We start from the raw sequence: 24,232 nt of genomic DNA, 5'->3' as shown, positions 1-24,232 counted from the left end.
CTTGCTCAGGGGGCTGGGTCGGGTGTGCCGGAAGGGGCCCGACCCCTTCCGGCGATGGGTCACGGCCTACTCGGCGACGCGATACAGGTCCTTGGCGTACCAGTTGTACATGACGTTGTCATAGGGGATCCCGCGCAGGTCTGCATTCACCATCATGGCGTTCGAGTAGTGGTAGACGGGCACGAACGGCATATCCGCGTTCAGCACCTGCTCGGCTTCCTTGTAAAGCTCGGTGGTGTTCTCGGCGGTCTTCGCCTCGGCCAGCAGGGCGTCGTAGTCCGCATTCGACCACTTGCCGTTGTTGTAGCCGTCGGTGCGGAAGTAATCGAGGAAGGTCGAGGCCTCGTTATAATCGCCGCACCACGCGTAGCGGGCGACCTCGAAATCCTGGTTCTGCAGCCGGTCGGTATGGACCTTCCATTCGTAGTTCGCGAGCGTCGCGTTCACGCCGATCGCCTTCCAGAATTGCTGCACCGCGACGGCAAGCTTCTTGTGGTCTTCCGACGTGTTGTACTGGATCGTCAGGCTCAGCGGGTTGTCGGGACCGTATCCCGCTTCTTCCAGAAGCGCCTTGGCCTTCTCGATCCGCTCGGGCTGAGTCCAACCGGCCATCTCGATCTCGGGTGCCTCGAAGCCCTCGATGGCCCAGTGGGTCCAGAAATAGGCAGGCTTCTGGCCGCCCTGCAGGATCTTGTCGGTGATGATGTCGCGGTCGACGGCATAGGCCAACGCCTGCCGCACCTTCAGGTCCTTCAACGCTTCGGGGCCCTTGTCGGACATGTTGAAGAGGTAGGCGTAGGAGCAGGCCTGCGGGATCGCCACCGCCTGATCGGGATACTGTTCCTGCAGGTTCGGGAACTGACCGGCGGGGACGCGGTCGAACCAGTCGAGTTCCCCAGCCTGATAGCGCGTCAGCGCCACGTTCTGGTCGTTGATGGTGATGAAGTTCAGCGGCGTCATCACCGTTTCGGCGTTGTTCCAGTAATTCTCGTTCTTAGACAGCGTGACCTTCACGCCCAGATCGTGGCTGTCCAGCACATAGGCACCGTTGCTGACGAAGTTGCCGGGCTGGGTCCAGTTGTCGCCGAACTCCTCGACCGTCGCGCGGTGGACCGGGAAGGTCGTGCCATGGCTCAGCGTTTTGATGAAGTAGGGGGTCGGCGTCGACAGCGTCACTTCCAGCGTGTGCTCATCCACCGCCCGGACGCCCAGCTCTTCGGGCGGCACCTCGCCTGCGACGACCTGCGTCGCGTTGACGATGTTCATCAGCTCCATGAACCAGGCGTATTCGGACGCCGTCTCGGGGTTCACCGCGCGCTGCCAACTATAGACGAAGTCCTCGGCAGTGACCGGATCCCCGTTCGACCATTTCGCCGTGTCGCGCAGCTTGAACGTGTAGGTCAGCCCGTCGTCGCTCATTTCGTAGCTTTCGGCGATGCCCGGCACCATCGCGCCTGCCTCGTCCTCGTTCATCAAGCCCTCGAACAGCTGGCGCAGCACATGGGCACCGTCGACATCGGTGTTCTTGTGCGGGTCGAGCGTCTTGACCGCATCGAGAATCCAGAAATCGAGCGTCTGGTTCTCGGCCAGCGTCTCACCCTCTGCGGGTGTCGCGGCGTGGACGGGCAGGGCCAGCGAGGCGGCCAGGGCGGTCGTCAGAAGAAACCGTTTCATGGAAAAGATCCTCCGTGTTGGTGTTGTGCGGATCGGTCGGCTTTTCGCCGGAATGCGCAACGATGGTTCATATTGCGGGCAGGGTAAAGGCGCGCAATCGGCTGCCGACGCGTAACCAAGGCGCGTATCGCGTGGTCACCGGACAGCGATCCGGACACCCGTTGCCACGCCCGTTGGAGATTATGCTGAAGATTATCCTGTCGTCGGCCGGACCTTGCCGATCCCGCACTGACGTGGCGTCACGGGGCCGCGCGGCGACGTGATCTGGAAGAAACTTGACCCGCATCCCGCCATCGCGCAAAACCGCGCAAAAATCCGCGCCGACCGGCGACGGAATGCGCAGGCAAACGGCCCGCGCCGTCATGGGGGGAACACGATGGGAGGCCTTTTGGCCCTTTCGCGGGGTATCGACCGCGTCAATTCGTTCATCGGGCGATGGATATCTTGGCTGATCCTGGTCGCCATTCTCGTGAGCGCGATCAACGCCGTCATCCGCAAGGTGTTCAGCGTGTCGTCGAATGCCTGGCTGGAACTGCAATGGTACCTTTACGGAACCGCTTTCCTGCTGGCTGCGGCCTATACGCTGCTGGAAAACGAACATATCCGGATCGACATCGTCTACAGCATGTGGTCGCGCCGGGTTCAGCACTGGATCGACCTGATCGGGACGCTGCTGTTCCTGTTGCCGATCACCGCGCTGATCCTGTGGCTGACCTACCCCTGGGTGATGCGCTCGATCCGCCTGAAAGAGATGTCGATGAATGCGGGCGGCCTGATCTTGTGGCCAGCCAAGCTGATGCTGCTCATCGGGTTTGGCCTGCTGTTTCTTCAGGGCCTGTCCGAGGCGATCAAGAAGATCGCGGTGATGCGAGGGATCATTCCCGACAATGTCGATCATCGCGACAGCCATGAACGCATGGCCGAGGAGGCGGCGGGCGTGACGCTGGACCACCAGCCGGGCCGCAATGATGGGGACGCGCCGCGATGATCGAACTGATCGCCCACAATCTTGCACCCATCATGTTCTTCTCGATGGTGCTGTTTCTGCTGTTCGGCTACCCGATCGCCTTCGCGCTCGCCGCCAACGGACTTCTGTTCTACCTGATCGGGGTCGAGCTGACGCCGATTTCGAACGGGCAGATCAATCTCCACTTCAACCTGCTTTCGGCTTTGCCCGAACGGTTATGGGGGATCATGAAGAACGACATTTTCTTAGCGATCCCGTTCTTCACCTTCATGGGCATCGTCCTGGAAAAATCCGGCATGGCCGAAGACCTTCTGGAAACCATCGGCCAGCTGTTCGGTCCGGTCCGTGGCGGTCTTGCCTACGCCGTGATCGTCGTGGGTGCGCTGCTGGCGGCCACGACCGGGGTGGTCGCGGCGTCGGTCATGGCGATGGGCCTGATTTCGCTGCCGATCATGCTGCGCTATGAATACGACCGCCCGATCGCCACCGGTGTGATCGCGGCCTCGGGCACGCTGGCGCAGATCGTGCCGCCGAGCCTCGTTCTGATCGTGCTGGCGGATCAACTCGGTCGTTCCGTCGGCGACATGTACAAGGGCGCGCTTTACCCGGCGCTGATGCTGACCGGCAGCTACATGCTGTATGTCTTCATCACCACGATGATCCGTCCCAACGCGATGCCCGCGCTGCCGAAAGAGGCTCGGACGCTGGGCCGTGGCGTGACATCGCTTCTGGTCGCTTTGGCTATCGCGGTGGCGGTGTTCTTCGCGGCGCGGATGTTCATGCAGGCCGACGGCGTGCGCAATGCCGGCATCTGGGGGGCGGTCATCGCGGGAGCGGTGCTGTTCGCGATGGCTCTGGCCGATAGGGCGATGCGGTTGAACATGCTGTCGCATTTGGCGCGGCAGGTGATCTTCGTGCTGATCCCGCCGCTGAGCCTGATCTTCCTCGTGCTTGGCACGATCTTTCTGGGCATCGCCACCCCGACAGAGGGTGGGGCGATGGGGGCGGTCGGTGCGCTGATCCTTGCCGCGATGAAGCGACGCCTGAACTACGACGTCGTGCGGGGCGCGCTGGTCGGCACCACCCGACTGTCATCCTTCGTCATGTTCATCCTGATCGGCGCGACGGTCTTTTCGCTGACTTTCTACGCGATCAACGGACAGGTCTGGGTCAAGGACCTGCTGCTGGCCGTTCCGGGCGGCGAACTGGGCTTTCTGCTGACCGTCGCCTTGCTGATCTTCATCCTTGGCTTCTTCCTCGACTTCTTCGAAATCGCCTTCGTCATCGTGCCGCTTCTGGTCCCGGCGGTGAACGCGCTCGGGATCGACATGATCTGGTTCGGCGTCATTCTGGGGATGGTGCTGCAGACCAGCTTCCTGACGCCACCTGTCGGCTTCGCGCTGTTCTACCTGCGCTCGATTGCGGCCCGCAAACGCTACACCGATCATGTCTCGGGCAAGGTGATCGAACCGATCAGCACGCTTGAAATCTATCGCGGCGCCGTGAAGTTCGTAGGCCTTCAGGTCGTCATGATCGGTGTTGTCATCGCTTTCCCGGGCCTTGTCACGCATTACAAGACGCCGGTCTCTGCGCCGACGGCGCCGCTGCAGATTCCGGGTGGACCCGGTGGCGGCACTGGCGGGCTGGGCGGCGGCCTCGGTGGTGGGCTTGGTGGGCTCGGCTTGCCCTTCGGCGCGCCTGCCGCCCCAAGCGGTGCCACGACACCGGCGGCCGATGGACAGGGTGCGGCCACTCCCAGCGGGACATCGGGCGGGTTCGGCAGCCTAGGCGGTCTGGGCGCACCTGATTTCGGTGGCGGCGCGACCCCCTCGGCACCGCAGCCCCAAGCGGAACAGCCTGCATCTGATGCAACGCCGCAACCTGCAGCGCCGGCGACGGGCGGTGGTCTCGGCAACGGATTGGGTGGTCTGCCACCGGGGCTGGGCGGCAACTGACAATCACCGACGACAAGATGGCAAAAGGCCGCTGCGAAACATCGCAGCGGCCTTTTTCGTATCATGCGTAACCAAGCCAATCGGGCGGGGATAACCCCGCCCGACCGCCAACCTCAGTTGCTGGCGGGCGCCGGCGCCGCCGCGCCGTCGGCCGGTGCTTCGGTCGCGGCACCCTCGGCTGCAGGGGCGGCGCCACCCTCGGCACCACCGACCGCAAGATTGCCCTGCCGTTGCTGGATCATCATGAACGTGTCGAACGTGTATTCGGCGGTCTGCGCATACAGGTACCAGTCGTTGCGGAACTGAAGCATCGCTTCGTACTGGGTTTTGAAGTGCTCGTTCTCGTTGGACAGCTCGCCATAGACTTCGTTCGCCGCCTGGAAGGCCGCGGTCAGGATCTCTTCGCTGAACGGACGCAGCTGCGCGCCGTTGTTGGCCAGTTCCATCAGCGCGGTCGGGTTCTTCATGTCGTATTTCGCGAGCATGTTGGAATCGACTGCCTGGCAGCAGGTGCGGACCAGCGACTGATAGGTCTCGGGCAGCTCGTTCCACTGCGCCTTGTTGATGAAGAAGCCGACCGTCGGGCCACCCTCCCAGAAGCCGGGATAGTAGTAGTAGGGCGCGACCTTCTGGAAGCCCAGCTTGCTGTCATCGTAGGGACCGACCCATTCCGCGGCGTCGATCGTGCCCTTTTCCAGCGAGGCGTAGATATCGCCGCCGGCGATCTGCTGCGGCACCACGCCCAGCTTTTCCATCACGCGGCCGGCAAGGCCCGAGATGCGCATCTTCAGGCCCTGAAGATCGGCGACCGTGTTGATTTCCTTGCGATACCAGCCGCCCATCTGCACGCCGGTGTTCCCGCCGGGGAACGAGACCAGATTGTACTGGTCCAGGAACTCGTTGTAGCGATCGATGCCGCCGCCCTGATACTGATACGCCGCCTTCGCGCGGGCCGAGAAGGTGAAGGGCAGATCTGCGCCGCAAGCGAAAGCCGGGTCCTTGCCCCAGTTGTAGTAGCCGACCGAATGGGCCACTTCGACGGTTCCGTCGGTGGCCGCGTCGATCGCGCCCAGGCCGGGGACAAGCTCACCGGCCGCGAAGACCTGAATGGTGAACTTGCCGTCGGTCGCTTCGCTCAGCCGCTCGGACATTTCCACAGCACCGCCATAGATCGTGTCCAGCGACGGCGGGAAGGACGAAGCCAGACGCCAGTTGATCGTCGGCTGTTCCTGCGCGATCGCGGGTGCGGCCAGCACGGTTCCTGCGGCCGCGGCGGCACCGCCGACCGAGGCGCGCGTCAGAAAGCCGCGGCGGTCCAAGGATGTGGAATTCTTCATGCGTATCTCCCTCCGAAGGGGCGTCGGGCCCCTCATGACCCTTTGGTTTCCGCCCTGCATGGCGCCGCAGTTTATCTGCGCGCCCCCCTGCGTCTAGGGGTCTATTCGGGCAGGCACGGAAAAATGCGCGGTCGCCGGCAGCGGCCGAAAAAGCCGGGGCCTTGCGCCCCGGCCAGTTGGTCGCCGGGGGGAACCGGCTGGGAGAGATCGCGTCCGGCGACGCCCCGGGGAAGGGGCGCGATCGCCAAGCGATCAGGGGTCGGCAAAATGTATCGAAACAATCTTGGCCTCCACCCGGATATGACGATACAATCGGGCAGAATGGACTGGAAGAGCAGAATTGTGACCGATACAAACTGGCAGCCAACCTTTGCCGATGACGCCTTTCAGGACGGCGTCGGTCCCAAGTTCCGGGCCTTGGCGCACATGATCCGGCAGGCGATCCGGGCGGGCGAGCTTGCACCCGGTGACAGGTTGCCGCCGATGCGCGATCTGGCGTGGCGTCTGCAGGTGACGCCCGGTACGGTCGCCCGCGCCTATCAGGTCGTCGCGGCCGAGGGCATCGTCGAAAGCCATGTCGGGCGCGGCAGCTTCGTGGCGGCGCAGGGGGCGCGGCAGGCGCCGCTGCAGCCGCTGATCGATGATCGGAACGAACGCGGGCGTGACCGCCCGCTGCGCGCGGACGAGGTCGCGATCGACCTGCGCAGCCCCAAATTGCCCGATCTGGGTCAGGCCGGCGCGATCCGTCAGGCGTTCCGGCGCATGGCCGACCAGTCGGGCGAGGAATTGCTGGACTACACCCCCGTCAGCGGCGATCGCGATTGCACAGCCGCCCTGACCGACTGGATCGGGCCGCGTGCAGCGGGTGAGTTCGGACCCCCCGACATCGTTCTGACCCATGGCTGCCAAAGCGCGATCCTGCTGATCCTGTCGATGTGTCTGGCGGGCGAGCGTCCGCGAATTCTGTGCGAGGCGTTGTGCTATCCCGGGCTGCGTCACGCTGCACGGCTGCTTCGGGCCGAGGTGGCACCGGTCGCGCAGGACGGGCAGGGGATGCTGCCCGACGAACTGGACCGTGCCGCCCGACAGACCGGCGCGCGTGTCGTCTTCCTGACGCCATCGGCACAGAACCCGACCACCGGGCGCATGAATGCAGAGCGCCGCGCCGCCATCATCGATGTCGCCCGTCGTCACGATCTGCAGGTGATCGAGGATGAAAGCTATACCACCCGCCCTGGCGCCCTTCGCGGCGCGGACGGGCCGCCGCCGCTGCGCGAACTGGCGCCGGAACGGGTCTGGCAGCTGGTCGGTCTTGCCAAGCTTCTGTCAGCGGGGCTTCGCTTCGGGGCGATCATCTGTCCCACGGGCATGGGCGGGCAGGCGCGCCTCGCCGCCCAGCACAGCCATTTCGGTGTGGCCCGGCCGCTGACCGTCGCGGTGACAGAGCTTCTTCGCGATCCGGCAACCGAAGACCTCTGCCGGGCGATCCTTGCCGACTTCGAGGCCAGGCGAAACATCGCGACCGAGGTGATGGCGGGAACAGGCCTTGTTTCGCTGGCGGAACTGCCGTTCCTGTGGTTGCCGCTGCCTGCGCGGTGGCGGCCGTCCGTCTACGCGCAGGCGGCGGCGGATCGCGGCATCCTCGTCCGGCCTGCCGATGAATTCGCGGCCTCGGCCGGCAGCATCACGTTGGCCGGTTCATTCGCCAATGCGGTGCGTATCGGTCTGGCAGGACACATGCCGCACGCCACGCTTAGGCGCGCTCTGACCGAATTGCGGCGGCTGCACGATGCGCCGCCGCAGGATGACATGGTGGCGTAAGCGGCAGGCCCGACGCCATGGCGTCAGGCTGGCCTACTGCTAGGGCGTCAGCGCAGGATCGAGCGGCCCGCGTAAACGGCATTGGCGCCCAGCATCTCCTCGATCCGAATCAGCTGGTTGTATTTCGCCAGCCGGTCCGAACGCGCCAGACTGCCAGTCTTGATCTGGCCGCAATTGGTCGCGACGGCGAGGTCGGCGATGGTCGAATCCTCGGTCTCGCCCGAACGATGCGACATGACAGAGGTGTATCCGGCACGATCGGCCATCCGCACCGCATCTAGCGTTTCGGACAGGGTGCCGATCTGGTTCACCTTGACCAGCAGCGAGTTGCCGCAGCCGCGCGCGATCCCGTCCGCCAGCCGCTCGGGGTTGGTCACGAACAGGTCGTCGCCGACCAGCTGAACCTTGCCGCCCAGCTTTTCTGTCAGCATTGCCCACCCGTCCCAGTCATCCTCGGCGCAGCCGTCCTCGATCGACAGGATCGGGTAGTCGGCCACCAAGGCGGCAAGATAATCGACGTTCTCTTCCGACGACAGGACCTTGCCTTCGCCGGTCATCTCGTACTTGCCGCCCTTGAAATATTCGGTCGAGGCGCAATCCAGTGCCAGCATGATGTCGTCGCCCGGCTTGTAGCCCGCCTTCTCGACCGCCTTGAGGATGAAATCCAGCGCGTCGCGGGTGCTGGATAGGTTGGGTGCAAAGCCGCCCTCGTCGCCGACGCCGGTGGCCAGACCCGCTGCCGACAATTCCTTCTTCAGCGTGTGAAAGACCTCGGATCCCATGCGGACTGCCTCGCGAATATTGTCCGCGCTGACCGGCATGATCATGAATTCCTGAATATCGATCGGGTTGTCGGCATGTTCGCCGCCATTGATGATGTTCATCATCGGCACGGGCAGGACATGCGCGCCGACACCGCCGACATAACGGTAAAGCGGCATCGTCACGCTGTCGGCCGCCGCCTTGGCCACCGCAAGGCTGACGCCCAGGATCGCGTTGGCGCCCAGCCGGCCCTTGTTCGGCGTGCCGTCCAGATCGCGCATCAGCTGGTCGATGGCCCGCTGTTCGGTCGCGTCCTCGCCCATCAGGTTCTCGGCCAGTTCTCCGTTGACCGCATCGACCGCGTTCTGGACGCCCTTGCCCAGGTATCGCCCCTTGTCGCCGTCGCGCAGCTCGACCGCCTCGTGTGCGCCGGTCGATGCGCCCGAGGGCACCGCGGCCCGACCCTGGCTTCCGTCCTCGAGCGTGACGTCGACCTCGACCGTGGGATTGCCCCGGCTGTCGAGGATCTCGCGTGCGAAGATGTCGATGATGGTGCTCATGGCTCGGCTCTCCCCTTGGGTTTCGCGGGGATGATTACCGCTAACATCGCCGTGAAGAAAGCCGCAATCTGGCCACGGGCGGCAGGGCGCGTCAGGGCAGGGCGATATCGGCCCAGATCGGAAGGTGGTCCGAAGCCAGGCGCGCCACCTCTCCGTCGTGGACGCCGCTGTCGCGGATCGTGATCGTGCGGTCCAGCGCCATCCGGTCCAGCCGCAGGCGGGGCATGGGCGCGGGCCAGGTTCGGCCGGGTGCGATGACGCGAAAGCCGGTCAGCGCCTCGAGCCCCCGCTCGTCGTGCCACTCGTTGAAATCACCCATCAGGACGACCGGCTCGGCACCGAAGCGGCTGACCCGTCCGACGATCCGTTCCAGCTGCGCCCGCCGCGACGACCGGGCCAGACCCAGATGCATCGCCACGATCGTCAGGCCCGGCAGACGCAACGCGATCGCCCCACGCGGCTCGATCCCCGGCAGCGGCAGACGACGAACGCTCGAGGCGGCGGCAAGATCGGGACGAAGCAGGATGGTCTGACCGTGCCAGCCCAGCGAGTTCTCACCGGTGCCCAGAAACGCGGCGGGCACCAGGCCGGTCTGGGTCTCTATCAGGTCGCGGGGCAAGGCCTCGGGACGGGCGCCGTGGCGGAAATCGACTTCCTGCAGCGCGATCACGTCGGGCGCCAGGTCGCGGATCACCGCCAGATTGCGCTCGGGCGCATGAGGCCCGGTGATGCCACGGCATTTGTGAAGGTTATAGCTGGCAATCAGCATACGGCCAGGGTCACGTGCCGCAGAAGGTTCGCGGAACAACCTCGTCCGGTTTGGGCGCGCGCGCAAGATCGTCCCAATGTTCACAGTCCTCGCGCGGATGGGTGACGGCCTCGAAAAGCCGCTGGAACGGCGCGAGGTCGCCTGACACTGCTGCTTCGATGGCCTGCTCGATCCGGTGGTTGCGCGGGATCCGACGCGGGTTGGCCCGCGCCATCATCGCGGCGTCGGGTTCCGGCGCCCGCTCACGCCAGTCCGCGTGCCAGGCATCGAAAGCCTCGCGGTCAGTGAACTCGTCCCGCGCTGACCCATCAGCCAGCCCGGTGAAGACGCGGGTGAAATCGGCGCGTTCGGTCGCCATCAGCGTCAACAGCCGTTCGATCAGCCCCTGATCGGCCTCGGTCGCTTCGATCCCCAGCTTGGACCCGAAACGGCGACGCCATTCTGCCTGATAGAGGTCGGGGAAAGTATGTACCGCCTTTGTCGCCGCCTCGATCGCTGCCTCACGCTCTCCCATCAGGGGGATAAGGCAGGTCGCGAGCTGGGCCAGGTTCCAGACGGCAATCTGCGGCTGTTCGGCCCAGGCATAGCGTCCATGCTGGTCGATCGAGGAGAACACAGTCTGCGGGTGATAGCCGTCCATGAAGGCACAGGGGCCGTAATCGATCGTTTCACCCGAGACAGCCATGTTGTCGGTGTTCATCACGCCGTGGATGAAACCCAGCGCCATCCACTGCGCGATGGTCGCGGCCTGCCGCGCGATTACGCCCTGAAGAAGACCCAGCGGGCCGTCGGCGTCCGGGTAATGCCGGGCGATGACATGATCGGTCAGCGCCTGCAGCGCCTCGACATTGCCGCGCACCGCAAAATACTGGAACGTGCCGACGCGGATGTGGCTCGATGCGACGCGGGTCAGGACCGCGCCGGGATAGGCCTGCTCACGTTGCACACGCTCGCCCGTCTCGACCGCCGCCAGGGCGCGCGTGGTGGGGACATCCATCGCGGCCATGAATTCGCTGACGACATATTCGCGCAGGACCGGGCCCAGCCAAGCGCGCCCGTCGCCGCGACGAGAGAACGGCGTCTGCCCTGAACCCTTCAGCTGCAGATCGAACCGATGCCCGTCCGGTGCAACCACCTCGCCCAGTAGCACGGCACGGCCGTCGCCCAGCTGCGGCACGAAGCCGCCGAACTGGTGACCGGCATAGGCCTGTGCGATCGGCTCGGCGCCCTCTGGCAGCGCATTGCCGGCCAGCATCGCGACGCCGTCCGAACCGGCCAGCCAATCCACGTCCAAACCCAGTCGCTCTGCCAGTGGCGCATTCAGCGCCAGCAGGCGCGGCGCGCTGACTGGCGTGGGCTGAACCCGTGCAAAAAAGCCGTCGGGCAGTCGGGCATAGGAATTGTCGAAATGGATCATCGCGCGGCCTCCTTGCCCTTTATCTAGCGGCCCCGGGCAGGATTATAAGGGCTTCAGTGCCTGACACTCGTCGAGAACAGGTTGACCACGACGACACCGACGACGATCAGGGTCAGGCCGATGATGGCCGCCGCGTCCAGCCGCTGCCCGAAAACCAGAAGTCCGATCATCGAGACGAAGACGATGCCAAGTCCGCTCCAGATCGCGTAGGCGACGCCCAGAGGCATCACCCGCAGAACCTGCGACAGAAAGAAGAACGACCCCGCATAGCAGACCGCCATCATCAGCGTCGGCAGAAGCCGCGTGAACTGCTCGCTGCGCTGAAGGAAGCTGGTCCCTACAACCTCCAGCGCGATCGCCACGATGAGGGTGAAGTAAGTAAGGATGGGCATGTCGTTTCCTTTCGCTTCCATACCGATCTAGATATTCGGGTCGGCACCGTCACGCTCACGAATCCGTGATGATAGGGCTTGGCTTGATCGTTCGGGTGCAAGCGCGTATCGCGACCGCAAAGGAGAATGGCGATGAAATTCCTCGACCTCGCGCGAGTCCATATCAGGTCGGGTTCCGGCGGTGCGGGCTGCGCCTCGTTCCGGCGCGAGAAGTTCATCGAATATGGCGGTCCCGACGGCGGCGACGGCGGCTGCGGGGGCGATGTCTGGGCCGAGGCGGTGGAAGGTCTGAACACGCTGATCGACTTTCGCTATCAGCAGCACTTCTTCGCCAAGAACGGCCAGCACGGCATGGGCAGCCAGATGACCGGCAAGTCCGGCGACGACATCGTGCTGCGCGTCCCGGTCGGCACCGAGATTCTTGAAGAGGATGAAGAGACGGTCGTGGCCGACCTGACCGAAGCCGGCCAGCGGGTCCTGCTGGCAGAGGGCGGCAACGGGGGCTGGGGCAACCTGCGCTTCAAGTCCTCGACCAACCGCGCGCCGCGCAATGCCAATCCCGGCCATCCGGGGGTGGAGCGGACGCTGTGGCTGCGCCTGAAACTGATCGCGGATGCGGGTCTGGTCGGGCTACCCAATGCCGGCAAATCCACCTTTCTGGCCGCCACGTCGAATGCGCGGCCCAAGATCGCCGATTATCCCTTCACCACACTGCATCCGAACCTCGGCGTCGTCGGCATCGACGGGCGCGAATTCGTCATGGCCGACATTCCTGGCTTGATCGAGGGCGCGAGCGAGGGCAGGGGGAGCGGCGACCGTTTCCTGGGTCATGTCGAACGCTCGCGCGTTCTGCTCCATCTGATCGACGGCACGTCAGAGGATGTAGCGAGCGACGCGCGCACCGTCCTGACCGAGCTTGCGGCCTATTCGCCGGTGCTGATGGACAAGCCGCGGGTGACCGCGCTGAACAAGATCGATGCGCTGGACGACGAAACTCTGGCCGAGCGCAAGGACGCGCTGGAAGCCGCGATCGGTGGCCCGGTCCTGACCATGTCCGGCTTTTCGGGCAGCGGCGTGCAGGATGTGCTGCGCGCGCTCTGGTCGCGGATCGCCGAAGGCCGCGCGGTCGACGCCCCCGCCGATACGCCCGAGCCATGGCGGCCCTAGCGCCCGCGCTCGCCGAGGCGCGGCGACTTGTGGTCAAGATCGGCTCGGCGCTGCTGGTCGGCGCAGAGGGTCTGAACGGCGCTTGGCTGCGCGCGCTTTGCGATGACGTGGCGTTGTGGCGTCAGCGCGGGTCCGATGTGGTGTTGGTGTCGTCGGGCTCGATCGCGCTTGGCCGTCGCGTGCTGGGCCTGCCCGCAGGCACGCTGTCGCTGGAACAGGCGCAGGCCGCAGCCGCCGTCGGCCAGATCCGCCTCGCCCGCGCCTACGAGGAGGCCCTGGCCCCCCACGGCGTCACCACCGCGCAGGTTCTGCTGACGCTGGAGGACAGCGCCGACCGCCGCCGATACCTGAACAGCCGCGCGACGATGCAGACGCTGCTGTCGCTGGGCGTCGTGCCCATCGTGAATGAGAACGACACCGTCGCGACCGACGAGATCCGCTACGGCGACAACGACCGGCTGGCCGCCCAGATTGCCGTGACCTGCGGCGCCGATCAGCTGCTGCTGCTGTCCGACGTGGATGGACTTTACACCGCCAATCCCAAGACCGACCCCGAGGCGCTGCACCTGCCGGTGATCGAGCGGATCACGCCCGAGATCGAGGCGATGGGATCGGGCCCCGTCTCCGGCCTGTCTAAGGGTGGCATGACCACCAAGCTGATGGCCGCCCGCACCGCCGTCGCAGGCGGCTGCGCGATGGCCATCGCCGAAGGCTCGGTCCTGAACCCGCTCTCGGCGGTAGCGGGCGGCGCGCGGACCAGCTGGTTTCTGCCAGAGGCCGATCCCCAGCTTGCCCGCAAACGCTGGATCGCCGCGATGAAGCCGCAGGGCACGCTGGCGATCGACGCCGGCGCCGTCGCCGCGCTGCGGTCCGGCAAGTCGCTGCTTCCAGCCGGCGTCGTCTCCGTGATGGGCACCTTCGGCCGTGGCGATCCCGTCGCGATCACCGGCCCGGCGGGTGAGACGCTGGCGCAGGGATTGGTGCGCTATTCCGCTGCCGAAGCCCGACAGGTCGCCGGTCACCGCACCAGCGAGATCAAGGCGATCCTCGGCCATCCGGGCCGCGCCGTCATCGTGCATCGGGATGACATGGCGGTCTAGGGTCTTACGAGAACGCTTTCGTCCCTTTGTCATCGCAAAAGGCGATCGGCATCAGAACCGGCTCACGCCGTCTTCCTGACACCCCGCACAAGCCGATGCCGCCCATGCGCCCGCGTCAGCCTTGGGGCGTCCGGTTCCGGCTCGGGCAGCGCCAGCGCGGCCTCGCGCAGGACCGCGATGCTGTCCTCGGAATTGCGGGGCAGGGTGGCCGGGTCCATCGGTTCGCCCACGGTGACGCGATAGGTGTGGCCATCCTTGTTCAGCACTTCGTGGAACAGGGTCACGTCGCGCAGGGATGGGTGGATCGCATCCAGCAGGTAGAACAGGGCCGAGTTGCGCGCGCGAATATGCAGCGGGATGACCGGCGCGTCGAACTTGCGTGCGATCATCACGGCGCTGGCCATCCACGGACGTTCGTGCAGGCTCAGACCGCGACGCTTGGCCAGCCGCCCCGACGGGAAGATCAGCCCGATCCGTCCCGATTCCAGCGCAGTGCGGGTGTAATCCATCGTTGCCCGCGTCTTGGCGTGGCTGCGCTTTTCCAGCCGCCATTCGACCGGGGCGATCAGATCCTGCATCTGCGGCAGCACGCGCACCATGTCATGGTTGGCATAAATGAAAAGGTCGTCGCGCACCTGACTGATCAGCGCGTGCATGATGATCCCGTCCGCAATCCCGGTCGGATGGTTCGACACGATCAGCGCGGGGCCGGTCGCGGGGATGTTCTCCAGCCCCTGCACGCGGACATCGCGGACGATCATCGCCTCCATCCGGCGCAGAATCTCGGCCGTCGGCAGATCGCGGAACTCGGCCGCAAGCCTGATCGTCTGCGGATAATGCAGCAGCCACATCATCACGCTGCGGAACAGCGCGTGCTGCGGCTTGCCCGAGAAAAACCAGGGCGCCCGCTCCGCGATCAGCGGGTCGAGCCGGGCGTGCATCTCGGTCTTGGCGTCCATGTGTCGAATTATCCCGGTTGATGTGCGGGCGGCAAGACGTCAGTTCGCCACCGACAACATCCGCCCGACCATCTCGGCCATATTTCGCGACAAACCCGTGACAGCGGCGATCTGTTCCAGCGCGGCGCGCGCTTTTTGTTGCCGATCCGCGTCATAGCGGTTCCAGGTCTCGAAGGCGGTGGACATCCGCGCGGCGATCTGCGGATTCTTGCCATCCATCCGGATCAGCCAGTCGGCCACGAAATCGTAGCCCGATCCGTCGGCCGCATGGAAGCCCGCGTGGTTGGCGGAAAGCCCGCCGATCAGCGCCCGGAAGCGGTTGGGGTTCGTCCAGTCGAAGGCCGCATCCTCGGACAGGGTCCGCGCAATGCGGACCGCGTCAGCGGGCGGTGCGGCCATCGGCTGCACCGTGAACCACTTGTCCATGACCAGCCGGTTGTCGCCGAAATCGGCGCGAAGCCGGGCAAGCGCCTCATCCGCCTGACCAAGTGAGACGAGGACAGCCAGCGCACCCATGCGTTCCGTCATGTTGCCGGCCTCGCGTTCCAGTGCCTGGGCGCGCAGCCCGCCGTCGACGCGGGTCAGCAGGCCCAGCGCGGCAAGCCGCAGCGAACGTCGTCCCGCACCGTCGGCGTCTGGCGAATAGTCGCCCGGGGTCTCCATCGCGTCGAAGATACCTGCCAGCAGCGCCTCATGCGTGACCGCAAGGCGCAGCGACAGCCGCTCGCGCGCGGCGTGGATCGCATCGGGGTCGGGGATCTGGCCGGCGGCGGCCAGACGCGTCGCGATCTCTTCCTCACCCGGAAGTCGCAGGCACAGCGCCCGGAACGCGGCATCGGTGTCGTCTTCGGCGATCAGTCGGCCGATCGCGTCGATGAAGGCGTCGGCGTTTTCATCCTCTTCGCCCATCGCAGCCGCGCTCAGGGCGCGCAACGCCAAGCCACGTCCGGCCTCCCAGCGGGCGAACGGATCGGTGTCATGGGCCAGCAGGAAGGCGCGGGTTTCGGTGTCCAGATCGCGCTCCAGGATGATCGGTGCGGAAAAGCCCCGCAACGCCGAGACGACAGGCCGCGCGCCAAGCCCGTCGAAGGTGAAGCTCTGCTCCGCTTCGGTCATTTCCAGCACTTCGGTCGGACGAACCTCGTCCCCGTTCGGACCGATCAGGCCGACGGCGATCGGGATGACACGCGGCGGTTTGACCAGTTGACCCGGCGTCGGATCGGTCTTCTGCGTGAAGCTCAGCGTCAGCGCGCCATCCGTCCAAGTCTCGGTCATCGTGACCTGCGGGGTCCCCGCATCGGTATACCAACGCGAGAATTGCGACAGATCGCGGCCGGTCGCATCCTCGAAGACCTTCAGCCAGTCCTCGATCGTCGCCGCATCGCCGTCGTGACGGTCGAAATACAGATCCAGTGCATCGCGATAGCCGTCATCCCCGACGAGGCGCTTCAGCATCCCGATCACCTCCGCGCCCTTTTCATAGACGGTCGCGGTGTAGAAATTGTTGATCTCCTGATAGCGGTCGGGGCGCGGAGGATGCGCCAGCGGTCCGGCATCCTCGCGGAACTGACGCGTGCGCAACGCCTGAACATCCTCGATCCGCTTGACCGGGGCAGAGCGCAGGTCCGAGGTGAACTGCTGGTCGCGGAACACCGTCAGCCCTTCCTTCAGGCACAGCTGGAACCAGTCGCGGCAGGTGATCCGATTGCCGGTCCAGTTGTGGAAGTATTCATGCGCGATCACCCCCTCGATCCGCTCGTAATCGGCGTCGGTCGCGGTCTCGGGGCTGGCGAGGACCAGTTTCGAGTTGAAGATGTTCAACCCCTTGTTCTCCATCGCGCCCATGTTGAAGTCGTCGACCGCGACGATGTTGAACACGTCCAGATCGTATTCGCGGCCATAAACCCGCTCGTCCCATTCCATCGACTTGACCAGGCTTGTCAGCGCGAAGCCCGCCCGATCCTCGTCGCCGGGCCGGACCCAGACGTTCAGATCGACGGCACGGCCCGACATCGTGGTGAACGTGCCGGACACCGCGCGCAGGTCGCCTGCGACCAACGCGAACAGGTAGGCGGGCTTGGGCCAGGGGTCGGACCAGACGGCACGTCCCGCCACGGTTTCGGCCGGGTTGCCGTTCGACAGCAGGACCGGCTTGTCGGACAGAATCTCGACTTCGAAGACCGACATCACGTCGGGTCGGTCGGGATAGAAGGTGATGTGGCGGAACCCCTGCGCCTCGCATTGCGTGCAGAAGATGCCGCCCGACAGATACAGCCCCTCGAACGCGGTGTTGTCGGCCGGATCGATCTCGACCTCCGCCGACAGCGTGAAGGCGCCGTCGGGCAGCGCCGCGCCCGCGATCACCAGTGCCTCGCCCTCTCGGGTGTAATCCCCTGTCGCGATCTCGCGGCCATCGATGGCAAGCCGCTTCAGTCGCAACCCCTCGCCACCATCCAGCGCCAGATCGGCACCCTGCTCGCGCGGGGTGAACGACAGGTCCGAACGCACAACCGTCCCGCGTGGCGCAAGCGTGAAGGACAGCCGAACGCGGTCCAAGGCGAAGGGGTAGGGGCGATAATCGTTCAGAAAAACAGTTGGGTCTTCTTGCATATGCGACATCTTGCCGATCCGGCCGAAAAATGGTTGTGGTACGGGAACTTGTATTTCACGAAAGTGTTAATGCGGCACACGCCGGGTCGCAAGCCGGCCGGATAAAAGTGACGGACAATCTGAAGGAGACCCAGATGAGCTATGATCCCAACGATCCAAAACGCACCGATCCCGTCGACCGCGACCCAGCCGTCGACCGTGATCCGGCCGTCCGCAACGAAACCTATGTGGCCCCGGTCGAGCGTCGCGCATCGCCGCTCCCGCTGATCATCGGTGTCCTCGTCGCCCTGGCGCTCGCCTATTTCGTCCTCCAGCGTTTCATGACCGGCGACGACGTGACGGTCGAGGATGGCGACACGACCGTGACGACCGAAGCGCCTGCTGACGAAGCGGCGGCCGACGCCACCACCGACACGACGACCGATCCGGTTGCCGATACGACGACCGAAGATGCGGCGGACGAAGCTGCCGCCGACGCGGAGGCCGCAGCCGACAACGCCGAAGCCGCCGCTGACGAAGCCGCGACCGATGCGGGCGAAGCCGTCGACGCTGCTGGCGATGCGGCTGCCGACGCCGCCGATTCCGCAGCTGACGCTGCGGCCGACGCAGCCGACGCAGCTGGCGAAGCCGCTTCGGACGCTGCCGCCGCGACCGAAGAAGCCATTGACGAGGCGACCACCCCCGAGCCGGCCACGACGGAACCCGCAACGACGGAGCCCGCCACGACCGAACCGGCGACCACTGAACCGGCAACCGACGCGCCCGCCGCGGACGAGCCGGCAACGACCGAGCCTGCGCCCGCAAACTGATCAGCGGCGCACCGAAGACCATCTGATACGATCACGCCGCGCGGGCCCGACTCGCGCGGCGTCTTGCTGAGAAGAATGACCGGCAACAGGGACAGGACCAGACGATGCAACGTTCGCGCATCAACCGCATCCGCGCCGAGGCGGCGGAGTTCATCGACCGCGCGGGCTTCCGCCTGCCGCCCTTCGCCCACTGGACGCCTGACGAATTCCGCGACAGGGCGACGCCCGCGATCGTCGATGCGCGACTCGGCTGGGACATCACCGATTACGGTCAGGGCGATTACGACAGGCTGGGCCTGTTTCTCTTCACCTTGCGCAACGGGTCGCTGGCGGAACTCGCCGGCGGCGGCGGCAGGGTCTACGCCGAAAAGCTGCTGATCTCTCAGGACCGGCAGATCTGCCCGATGCACACCCACGGGCTCAAGACCGAAGACATCATCAACCGCTGGGGCGCGACGCTGGCGATCCGGCTGGTCGGCTCTGATGAGGCGGGCCGGATGGATCGCTCGCGCGGGGTCACGGTCGATTGCGACGGCACCTCGCGCTGGATCGAGGCGGGCGGCATCCTGCGCCTCGAGCCCGGCGAATCGGTCACGCTGCGTCCGGGCGACTGGCACGAATTTTGGGCCGAGGGCGGACCCTGCCTCATCGGCGAGGTCTCGACGGTGAACGACGATCTGACCGACAACATCTTCGCCGCCCCCATCGGTCGCTTCGCCCGCATCGACGAGGACGAGGCACCCGAAAGATTGCTTGTCAGCGACTACGACGAATGGCTGGCGGCGGCGGATAACGAATAGTCTTGGCCGTCACGGCCTTGTGAAAGATTGTTGCGCGATGCTAAGGAAGCGCGACGCGACGTAACAGGGGGGCCAGGATGAAGATTGGCGCATTGAAGGAAACAGCCGAGGGCGAGGCACGCGTTGCCATAACGCCATCCTCGGCAGCGCATCTGCAAAAGCTCGGCTACGACGTCGTCGTCGAGACGGGCGCAGGCGCGAAATCGGGCTTTTCCGATGAAGATTATCGCGCCGCAGGCGTCGAAATCGCCGACGATTCCGGCACTCTGGTCGACGAAGCCGACATCGTCGCGCGCGTCCGCCAGCCCTCGGGTGACGAGATTCGCCGGATGCGCCAGGGCCAGACGCTGATCTCGTTCTTCTATCCCGGCCAAAGCGCAGAGCTGCTGGAGGTGGCCAAGGATCAGGGCATCAACGCAATCGCGATGGACATGGTGCCCCGGATCAGCCGCGCGCAGAAGATGGACGCGCTGTCGTCGATGGCCAACATCGCCGGCTACCGTTCGGTGATCGAGGCGGCGAACAATTTCGGTCGTTTCTTCACCGGTCAGGTGACGGCGGCGGGCAAGGTGCCGCCGGCCAAGGTTCTCGTCGTCGGCGCGGGCGTCGCCGGTCTGGCCGCGATCGGAACCGCGACCAGCCTTGGTGCACAGGTCTACGCCTTTGACGTTCGCCCCGAAGTGGCCGAGCAGATCGAATCGATGGGCGCCGAGTTCGTCTTCCTCGATTTCGAGGATACCACGACCGACGGTGCCGAGACGGGCGGCTACGCGGCCCCGTCCAGCCCCGAATTCCGTGAGAAGCAGCTGGAGAAATTCCGCGAGCTGGCGCCCCAGATGGACGTGGTCATCACCACCGCGCTGATCCCGGGTCGTGACGCGCCGGTCCTGTGGACCAAGGACATGGTCGAGGCGATGAAGCCCGGCAGCGTCATCGTGGACCTTGCCGCCGAAAAGGGCGGCAACTGCGAACTGACCCAGGCCGACCAGCGCATCGTCAGCGACAACGGCGTCATCATCATCGGCTATACCGATTTCGCCAGCCGGATGGGGGCGCAGGCGTCAGAGCTTTACGGCAACAACATCCGGCACTTCATGGCCGACCTGACGCCCGAGAAGGACGGCCAGGTCAACCACAACATGGATGACGACGTCATCCGCGGCGCGACCGTCACCCACGGTGGCGAGATCACCTATCCGCCGCCCAAGCCCAAGGTCGCGGCCATCGCCGCCAAGCCGCGCGAGAAGAAGAAGGAACCGACCCCGGAAGAGCGTCGCGCCGCAGAGGTCGCAGCGTTCAAGAAGGAAACCCAAAGCCAGATCATGATGCTGGCCGTGGGTGGCGTCCTGCTGCTTCTGATCGGCATGATCGCGCCGCCCAGCTTCATGGCGCATTTCATCGTCTTCGTGCTGGCCTGCTTCGTCGGCTTCAAGGTGATCTGGAACGTCGCCCACTCGCTGCATACACCGCTGATGGCGATCACCAACGCGATCTCCTCGATCATCATCCTGGGCGCGCTGATGCAGATCGGCTCGGGCTCGTGGCTGGTGGTCCTGCTCGGGGCGCTTGCGGTCCTGATGGCCGGCGTCAACATCTTCGGTGGCTTCCTCGTCACCCGGCGCATGCTCGCCATGTTCCAGAAATCGTAAGGGGGCGGGACACATGGAATACGGCTTCACTACTGCGGCCTATGTCGTCGCAGCCATCCTCTTCATCCTGTCGCTCGGCGGCCTGTCGGGCCAGGAAAGCGCCAAGCGCGCGATCTGGTACGGCATCGTCGGCATGGCCCTTGCGGTCCTGGCCACCCTTTTCGGCCCCGGCTCGGGCAACTGGCTGGTCTCGGTCATCATGATCGCGATCGGCGGGGCGATCGGTTACGTCGTCGCCAAGCGCGTGCAGATGACCGAAATGCCGCAGCTCGTCGCCGCGATGCACAGCCTCGTCGGTCTGGCGGCGGTGTTCGTCGGCTTCAACGCCCAGCTTGAACTGGGCCGCGTGATGCGCGCGATGGCCGAGGGCACGGCACACACCTTCCGCGGCTTCGCCGAGGTTCTGACCCACAAGACCGCAGCCGAAATCAACATGCTGCAGATCGAGGTCTTTCTTGGCGTGTTCATCGGTGCGGTGACCTTCACCGGCTCCATCGTCGCTTTTGGCAAACTCGCCGGACGCGTTGACGGAAAGCCGAGGAAGCTGCCGGGCGGGCAGATGCTGAACGCGGGTGCTGCCGCGCTGTCGCTGATCCTCGGCATCCTCTACGTCGCGGATCTGGGTCCGGCGATGTTCTGGCTGCTGCTGATCGCGGTCGCCGCGGGCTTCATCGGCTGGCACCTGATCATGGGGATCGGCGGGGCGGACATGCCGGTCGTCGTGTCGATGCTGAACTCCTATTCGGGCTGGGCTGCAGCCGCGATCGGCTTCACCCTGTCGAACGATCTGCTGATCGTGACCGGCGCGCTGGTCGGCTCGTCGGGTGCGATCCTCAGCTACATCATGTGCAAGGCGATGAACCGAAACTTCGTCAGCGTGATCCTCGGCGGCTTCGGCGGCGAGCAGGGTCCCGCTGCAGAAATCGAGGGCGAACAGGTCGCCATCGACGAAGGCGGCGTGGCCAACGCGCTGAACGAAGCCGACAGCGTCATCATCGTGCCGGGCTATGGCATGGCGGTGGCCCAGGCCCAGGGCGCGGTTAGCGAGCTGGTGCGCAAGCTGCGCGCCGCGGGCAAGGAAGTACGCTTCGCCATCCACCCCGTCGCGGGCCGTCTACCCGGCCACATGAACGTTCTGCTGGCCGAGGCGAAGGTGCCCTACGACATCGTGCTGGAGATGGACGAGATCAACGAGGACTTCCCCTCGACCGACGTGGTCATCGTCATCGGTTCGAACGACATCGTGAACCCCGCCGCGCAGGACGATCCGAACAGCCCCATCGCCGGGATGCCGGTGCTGGAGGTCTGGAAGGCCAAGAACGTCTTCGTCAGCAAGCGCGGGCAGGGGACCGGCTATTCCGGGATCGAGAACCCGCTGTTCTTCAAGGAGAACACGCGCATGTTCTACGGCGATGCCAAGGATTCGCTGAACAAGCTGCTGCCGCTGATCGACTGATCGGGGTAGGGCGCAGGGCAGGGGGCGGGTCGTCAGACCCGCCCTTTCGCATTCCAGACTTGCGCGATCCATATATATCCATTATTCACGAATCATGGATATATCGGATGCCTCCACGACCTTCGCCGCCTTGGGCCAGCCGACCCGGCTCGCCGTCCTGCGCCTTCTGGTTCAGGCAGGCCCCGAGGGGATGCCCGCTGGCCGGATCGCCGACACGCTCGATGTCCGGCAGAACACGCTGTCTGCCAATCTCAACATCCTGTCGCAGGCCGGGCTGATCCGCGGCACGCGCACCGGACGCCAGATCGTCTATTCCGCCGACATGGATGGGTTGCGCACGCTGCTGGCCTTCCTGCTGCAGGATTGCTGCGGGGGCCGGGCGGATCTGTGCCAGCCGATCCTCGACGATATCGCCTGCGCCTGTTGAAAGGAGTGCCATGCAAGACCCTGCCTACAACGTGCTGTTCCTGTGCACCGGCAATTCCGCCCGCTCGCTTCTGGCAGAGGCGATCCTGAACGATCTCGGCCAGGGGCGGTTTCACGCCTATTCCGCCGGCTCCATGCCCAAGGACGCGCCGCATCCGCTGACGCTGGATCTGCTGTCGCGCCGCGGCCACGATCTGTCCGCCATCTGGTCGAAAAGCTGGGACGAATTCGCGCGGCACGATGCCCCGCAGATGGATTTCGTCTTCACCGTCTGCGACAACGCCGCGAACGAGGTCTGCCCGGTCTGGCCCGGTCACCCCGTCACTGCGCATTGGGGCCTGCCTGATCCCGCCGCCGTCACCGGGTCCGACAGCGAACGCGCGCTGGCGTTCCAGCAGACCTACGGCGCACTGGCAAACCGTCTTGCGGCCTTCGTCGCCCTGCCCATCGCCTCGCTCGACCGGATGGCGCTTCGCGATCGCCTGCAATCGATCGGCAACCGCGCCGACGCGCGCTCGGACGCATGAGCGTCAGCGCCGCTTCAACCCCGCCCGCGCTCGGCATGTTCGAACGCTGGCTCTCGCTCTGGATCGCGGGGGCCATCGTTCTGGGCATCTTAATGGGGCTGATCGCGCCGGGGCTGACCCGCGCCATCGCCGGGGCAGAGATCGCGGGCATCAACCTGATCGTCGCCGCGCTGATCTGGGCGATGGTCTATCCGATGATGGTGGGCGTCGATTTCGCTGCCGTGCGCGACACCGCTCGCCAGCCACGTGGCCTGCTGATCACGCTCGCGGTCAATTGGGCGATCAAGCCCTTTACCATGGCGGCTCTTGCCGTCCTGTTCTTCGACCATGTCTTCGCACCCTGGATTGATCCTGTCGACGCGCAGCAATACATCGCCGGCCTGATCCTGCTGGGCGCCGCCCCCTGCACCGCGATGGTCTTCGTGTGGAGCCAGCTGGTGCGCGGCGACGCCGCCTATACGCTGGTCCAGGTCTCGGTCAACGACCTGATCATGGTCGCGGCCTTCGCGCCGATCGTGGCGGTCCTGCTGGGCGTCACAGACATCGTTGTACCGTGGGAGGTTCTGGTCCTCTCCACCATCCTCTTCATCGTTCTCCCGCTGATCGCCGGATGGCTGACCCGCCGCCACCTGCAGACCACCCAGCGGATCGACGCCTTCTCGGCCAGGGTCAAACCCTTCTCGATGATTGGGCTGATCGCCACGGTGGCCATTCTCTTCGCGCTGCAGGGCCGGGTGATCCTCGACCGCCCACTGATCATCGCGATGATCGCCGTACCGATCCTGATCCAGTCCTACGCCATCTTCGCGCTGGCCTATGGCGTGGCATGGGCCGCCCGCGTCCCGCACCGCATCGCCGCCCCCTGCGCGATGATCGGCACGTCGAACTTCTTCGAACTGGCCGTCGCCGTCGCCATCTCGCTCTTCGGGCTCAATTCCGGCGCGGCGCTCGCGACGATCGTCGGTGTGCTGGTCGAGGTTCCGGTGATGCTGTCGCTCGTCGCCTTCGCCAATCGCACGCGCGGCGCCTTCGCCGACCGCTAAGGCACCGGGCGCACTGCCTGCTTTTTCGCCAC

At 65.4% G+C, this 24,232-nt stretch carries 20 protein-coding genes; 12 read left to right on the top strand and 8 right to left on the bottom strand.

Going from position 1 to position 24,232, the window contains the following annotated elements; all coding sequences use genetic code 11:
• Positions 1-66: 66 nt before the first annotated feature.
• Complete coding sequence (locus tag MLD63_RS06145; protein ID WP_255329001.1) at positions 67-1,674, bottom strand: peptide ABC transporter substrate-binding protein; 1,608 nt, start codon at positions 1,672-1,674, stop codon at positions 67-69.
• A 376-nt stretch (positions 1,675-2,050) separates the two neighbouring features.
• Between MLD63_RS06145 and MLD63_RS06140 the strand changes: the two genes are divergently transcribed.
• Both MLD63_RS06140 and MLD63_RS06135 read left to right on the top strand, forming a co-directional pair.
• Positions 2,051-2,662: a TRAP transporter small permease subunit gene (locus MLD63_RS06140; RefSeq protein WP_255329000.1), complete on the top strand. Its 612-nt coding sequence runs from the start codon at positions 2,051-2,053 to the stop codon at positions 2,660-2,662.
• Complete coding sequence (locus tag MLD63_RS06135) at positions 2,659-4,596, top strand: TRAP transporter large permease (protein ID WP_255328999.1); 1,938 nt, start codon at positions 2,659-2,661, stop codon at positions 4,594-4,596. The genes MLD63_RS06140 and MLD63_RS06135 overlap by 4 nt, the downstream gene beginning before the upstream one ends.
• A gap of 113 nt (positions 4,597-4,709) precedes the next feature.
• On the opposite strand, the gene MLD63_RS06130 is transcribed toward MLD63_RS06135, so the two are convergent.
• Positions 4,710-5,915 (bottom strand): TRAP transporter substrate-binding protein, encoded by a 1,206-nt coding sequence (locus MLD63_RS06130; protein WP_255329518.1) that lies wholly within the window; start codon positions 5,913-5,915, stop codon positions 4,710-4,712.
• A gap of 360 nt (positions 5,916-6,275) precedes the next feature.
• Here MLD63_RS06130 and MLD63_RS06125 point away from each other — a divergent pair, with 360 nt between their 5' ends.
• Positions 6,276-7,754: an aminotransferase-like domain-containing protein gene (locus MLD63_RS06125; RefSeq protein WP_255328998.1), complete on the top strand. Its 1,479-nt coding sequence runs from the start codon at positions 6,276-6,278 to the stop codon at positions 7,752-7,754.
• A gap of 47 nt (positions 7,755-7,801) precedes the next feature.
• Here MLD63_RS06125 and eno read toward each other — a convergent pair whose 3' ends face one another.
• The 4 genes from eno to MLD63_RS06105 form a co-directional block, all read right to left on the bottom strand.
• Positions 7,802-9,076 (bottom strand): phosphopyruvate hydratase, encoded by a 1,275-nt coding sequence (gene eno / locus MLD63_RS06120; RefSeq protein ID WP_255328997.1) that lies wholly within the window; start codon positions 9,074-9,076, stop codon positions 7,802-7,804.
• 91 nt (positions 9,077-9,167) lie between these two features.
• The gene (locus tag MLD63_RS06115) at positions 9,168-9,845 is read right to left on the bottom strand and encodes an endonuclease/exonuclease/phosphatase family protein (RefSeq protein WP_255328996.1); all 678 of its coding nucleotides are present in this window, start codon (positions 9,843-9,845) and stop codon (positions 9,168-9,170) included.
• A 10-nt stretch (positions 9,846-9,855) separates the two neighbouring features.
• Positions 9,856-11,262, bottom strand: a complete 1,407-nt coding sequence (locus tag MLD63_RS06110) for a protein adenylyltransferase SelO (protein ID WP_255328995.1) — start codon at positions 11,260-11,262, stop codon at positions 9,856-9,858.
• A 53-nt stretch (positions 11,263-11,315) separates the two neighbouring features.
• Positions 11,316-11,654, bottom strand: coding sequence for a DMT family transporter (locus MLD63_RS06105; RefSeq protein WP_255328994.1), 339 nt, complete (start codon positions 11,652-11,654; stop codon positions 11,316-11,318).
• A gap of 132 nt (positions 11,655-11,786) precedes the next feature.
• Here MLD63_RS06105 and obgE point away from each other — a divergent pair, with 132 nt between their 5' ends.
• Together obgE and proB are read left to right on the top strand one after the other, a co-directional pair.
• The gene (gene obgE, locus MLD63_RS06100) at positions 11,787-12,821 is read left to right on the top strand and encodes a GTPase ObgE (protein ID WP_255328993.1); all 1,035 of its coding nucleotides are present in this window, start codon (positions 11,787-11,789) and stop codon (positions 12,819-12,821) included.
• Positions 12,809-13,921 carry a glutamate 5-kinase gene (gene proB, locus MLD63_RS06095; protein WP_255328992.1) on the top strand — a complete coding sequence of 371 codons (1,113 nt, stop codon included), beginning with the start codon at positions 12,809-12,811 and terminating at the stop codon, positions 13,919-13,921. Before obgE ends, proB begins: the two co-directional genes overlap by 13 nt.
• A 62-nt stretch (positions 13,922-13,983) precedes the next feature.
• On the opposite strand, the gene MLD63_RS06090 is transcribed toward proB, so the two are convergent.
• On the bottom strand, positions 13,984-14,880 hold the full coding sequence (locus tag MLD63_RS06090) for a lysophospholipid acyltransferase family protein (protein WP_255328991.1): 897 nt from the start codon (positions 14,878-14,880) through the stop codon (positions 13,984-13,986).
• Between the two features lie 39 nt (positions 14,881-14,919).
• A complete protein-coding gene (pepN, locus tag MLD63_RS06085) occupies positions 14,920-17,499 on the bottom strand; it encodes an aminopeptidase N (protein WP_439957629.1) in 2,580 nt (859 codons plus the stop codon).
• Positions 17,500-17,624: 125 nt separating this feature from the next.
• Here pepN and MLD63_RS06080 point away from each other — a divergent pair, with 125 nt between their 5' ends.
• From MLD63_RS06080 to arsB, 7 genes are all read left to right on the top strand, one after another.
• The gene (locus tag MLD63_RS06080; RefSeq protein WP_255328990.1) at positions 17,625-18,299 is read left to right on the top strand and encodes a hypothetical protein; all 675 of its coding nucleotides are present in this window, start codon (positions 17,625-17,627) and stop codon (positions 18,297-18,299) included.
• A 104-nt stretch (positions 18,300-18,403) separates the two neighbouring features.
• Positions 18,404-19,099: a D-lyxose/D-mannose family sugar isomerase gene (locus MLD63_RS06075; RefSeq protein ID WP_255328989.1), complete on the top strand. Its 696-nt coding sequence runs from the start codon at positions 18,404-18,406 to the stop codon at positions 19,097-19,099.
• Positions 19,100-19,176: 77 nt separating this feature from the next.
• Positions 19,177-20,748 (top strand): Re/Si-specific NAD(P)(+) transhydrogenase subunit alpha, encoded by a 1,572-nt coding sequence (locus MLD63_RS06070; protein ID WP_255328988.1) that lies wholly within the window; start codon positions 19,177-19,179, stop codon positions 20,746-20,748.
• A gap of 13 nt (positions 20,749-20,761) precedes the next feature.
• On the top strand, positions 20,762-22,204 hold the full coding sequence (locus tag MLD63_RS06065; protein WP_255328987.1) for an NAD(P)(+) transhydrogenase (Re/Si-specific) subunit beta: 1,443 nt from the start codon (positions 20,762-20,764) through the stop codon (positions 22,202-22,204).
• Between the two features lie 94 nt (positions 22,205-22,298).
• Positions 22,299-22,631, top strand: a complete 333-nt coding sequence (locus tag MLD63_RS06060; protein ID WP_255328986.1) for an ArsR/SmtB family transcription factor — start codon at positions 22,299-22,301, stop codon at positions 22,629-22,631.
• Positions 22,632-22,641: 10 nt separating this feature from the next.
• Positions 22,642-23,157: an arsenate reductase ArsC gene (locus MLD63_RS06055; RefSeq protein WP_255328985.1), complete on the top strand. Its 516-nt coding sequence runs from the start codon at positions 22,642-22,644 to the stop codon at positions 23,155-23,157.
• Entirely contained in the window at positions 23,154-24,200 is a 1,047-nt protein-coding gene (gene arsB, locus MLD63_RS06050; RefSeq protein WP_255328984.1) for an ACR3 family arsenite efflux transporter, read from the top strand. Before MLD63_RS06055 ends, arsB begins: the two co-directional genes overlap by 4 nt.
• Positions 24,201-24,232 lie beyond the last annotated feature (32 nt).

Source organism: Paracoccus albicereus, assembly GCF_024359525.1.
Classification (GTDB): Bacteria; Pseudomonadota; Alphaproteobacteria; order Rhodobacterales; family Rhodobacteraceae; genus Paracoccus; species Paracoccus albicereus.
The sequence above is the reverse complement of the archived record's forward strand: the minus strand, read 5'-3'. Positions and strand labels throughout refer to the sequence as shown.